General features: G+C 70.2%; 2 protein-coding genes. Both read left to right on the forward strand.

Going from position 1 to position 2,953, the window contains the following annotated elements:
- Positions 1 to 124 precede the first annotated feature (124 nt).
- Positions 125 to 1,609 (forward strand): bifunctional UDP-N-acetylglucosamine diphosphorylase/glucosamine-1-phosphate N-acetyltransferase GlmU, encoded by a 1,485-nt coding sequence (glmU, locus tag E1287_RS42815; RefSeq protein ID WP_279508707.1) that lies wholly within the window; start codon positions 125 to 127, stop codon positions 1,607 to 1,609.
- A 168-nt stretch (positions 1,610 to 1,777) separates the two neighbouring features.
- Positions 1,778 to 2,758, forward strand: coding sequence for a ribose-phosphate diphosphokinase (locus tag E1287_RS42820; RefSeq protein ID WP_131971810.1), 981 nt, complete (start codon positions 1,778 to 1,780; stop codon positions 2,756 to 2,758).
- Positions 2,759 to 2,953: the final 195 nt, after the last annotated feature.

Raw genomic sequence — 2,953 nt, forward strand, 5'->3', positions numbered from 1 at the left:
GGGTGACAGGTGGGGGGCGGGCGGTATCCTGCCCGTGTCGGGTGCGTCCGGCCTGGTGGACAGGGATGTCGCGGGGTGGGCGCGCTCGTGACCGATCCCGTCCGCGATGCCGAGGAGCCTCCTTGTGAGTGCTGCGAGCCGCCCGGCCGCCGTCATCGTTCTCGCCGCGGGCGAGGGCACCAGGATGAAGTCCCGTACCTCGAAGGTGCTGCACGAGCTGTGCGGGCGAAGCATGCTCGGCCATGTGCTGGACGCCGCCCGCGAGCTGGAGCCCGAGCGGCTCGTCGTGGTCGTCGGGCACCGCCGCGAGCAGGTCGTCGAGCATCTCGCCGAGGCCGCGCCGGACGCCGAGTCGGCCGTCCAGGAGCCGCGGAACGGGACGGGCCACGCCGTCCGGATGGCGCTGGAGCAGACCGGCGCCCTGCACGGGACCGTGGTGGTCCTGAACGGCGACGTCCCGCTGCTGCGGGGCGAGACCCTCACCGCGCTCGTCCGGACGCATGAGGACGAGGGCAACGCGGCGACCGTCCTGACGACCGAGATGCCCGACGCGACCGGGTACGGCCGGATGGTCCGGGCGGCGGACGGCAGCGTCGCGTCGATCGTCGAGCACAAGGACGCGACCGAAGAGCAGCGCGCCATCAACGAGATCAACGTCGGCATGTACGCCTTCGACGGCGCCCTGCTGGCGGACGCCCTCAAGCGCGTCACCACCGACAACGCCAAGGGCGAGGAGTACCTCACCGACGTGGTCGCGATCGTGCGCGGGGACGGCCATCGCGCCGGCGCGCACCTGGCCGCCGACTGGGTCGAGACGCAGGGCGTGAACGACAAGGTCCAGCTCGCGCAGGCGCGCAGGCAGCTGAACGACCGGATCCTCGAAGCGCACATGCGGGCCGGCGTCACGATCGTCGACCCTGCGACGACCTGGATCGACGTGGACGTGACCGCCGAGCGGGACGCCGAAGTCCATCCGGGGACGCAGCTGCACGGCAGGACGCACCTGGGCGAGGGCGCCAGCGTCGGGCCCGGCTGCACGCTCACGGACACGCGCGTCGGCGACGGCGCGTCCGTGATCAACGCGGTGTGCGTCGAGGCGGAGATCGGGCCGGAGGCGACGGTCGGGCCGTACGCCTACCTGCGGCCGGGGACGCGGCTGGCCCGCAAGGGCAAGATCGGCACCTTCGTCGAGACGAAGAACGCCGACATCGGCGAGGGCACGAAGGTGCCGCACCTGACGTATGTCGGCGACGCGGAGATCGGCGAGCACTCGAACATCGGCGCGAGCTCGGTGTTCGTGAACTACGACGGCGTGCGCAAGCACCGCAGCGTCATCGGGTCCCATGTGAAGACGGGCAGCGACAACATGTTCGTCGCGCCGGTGACGGTGGGCGACGGCGCCTACACGGCCGCCGGCTCGGTGATCGTGCACGACGTCCCGCCGGGGGCGATGGCGGTCGCGCGGGCGCGGCAGCGCAACGTGGAGGGCTGGGTCGAGCGGAAGCGCGCGGGAACGCCCGCCGCCGACGCCGCCCGCCGGGCCCGGAAGGCACAAGAGGCGGACGAGGCGGACGAGGCCCAAGAGGCCCATGAGGAGGACGCGCCGTAACCCCGGCGCGTCCGGCGAAGACTGCCCCGCCCCATGGCGGGGAGGTGGAGGACAGCGGCGTCCTCCGCGAACAATATGGCAACCCGCGTCCCGGACTCTTGTGGTGCGCGGGGAGTGGGGACAACAACCCACGTGAAGGCATATTCCATTGAGGGGGAGTTGTCAGAGGTGAGTGGGATCAAAGCGAGCGGCCAGAAGAAGCTGATGCTCTTCACCGGCCGAGCCCACCCGGACCTGGCCAAGGAAGTAGCCGACAACCTCCACGTCGACCTCACGCCGACGTCCGCCTACGACTTCGCGAACGGCGAGACGTTCGTGCGGTTCCTGGAGTCCGTCCGCGGCTCCGACGCCTTCGTGATCCAGAGCCACACCGCGCCCATCAACCAGTGGATCATGGAGCAGCTGATCATGGTGGACGCGCTGAAGCGCGCGTCGGCCAAGCGGATCACGGTGGTGGCGCCGTTCTTCGGGTACGCGCGGCAGGACAAGAAGCACCGCGGCCGTGAGCCGATCTCGGCCCGGCTGATGGCGGACCTGTTCAAGACCGCGGGGGCCGACCGGCTGATCACGGTCGACCTGCACACGGCGCAGATCCAGGGCTTCTTCGACGGCCCGGTCGACCACCTGTTCGCGCTCGACCTGCTGGCCCACCATTTCGAGAGCCGGCTTGACACCTCGCAGGTGACGGTGGTGGCCCCGGACGCGGGCCGGGTGCGGGTGACCGAGCGCTGGTCGGACCGGCTGGGCGGCGTCCCGATGGCGATCATCCACAAGAAGCGCGACCCGGACGTGGCGAACGAGGTGAAGGTGTTCGATGTCGTCGGCGAGGTCGAGGGCCGCACCTGCGTCGTGGTGGACGACATGATCGACACCGGCGGGACGATCGTGAAGGCGGCCGACGCCCTGTTCGACCACGGCGCCAGCCGGGTCGTGGTCGCCGCCACGCACGGCGTCCTGTCGGGCCCGGCGGTCGACCGTTTGAAGAACTCGCGTGTCTCTGAAGTCGTGTTGACCAACACCCTGCCGATCCCGGAGGAGAAGCAGTTCGACAAGCTGACCGTCCTGCCCATCGCCCCGCTGATCGCCCGCGCCATCAACGAGGTCTTCTCCGACGGCTCCGTCACAAGCCTTTTCGGCGGTCACTCTTAATATTGCGCTTCTCTCCTCCTTCGGGCGCTGGGCGCCCTCCATCGTCGAGCACTGCGCGCGATCGCTGCATCGCTTCGGCTCGCCTGGCGGCTCGCTGCGCGATCAGGTTCTCGCAGGCTCGAACCTGCCTTCGGACGCGATCGCGGGCGTTGGGGTTGTTGCGGGGTGCTGTGACGGCCGGGGTTTGTGCGAAGC

The organism is Actinomadura sp. KC06 (genome assembly GCF_004348735.1).
Taxonomy (GTDB): domain Bacteria; phylum Actinomycetota; class Actinomycetes; order Streptosporangiales; family Streptosporangiaceae; genus Spirillospora.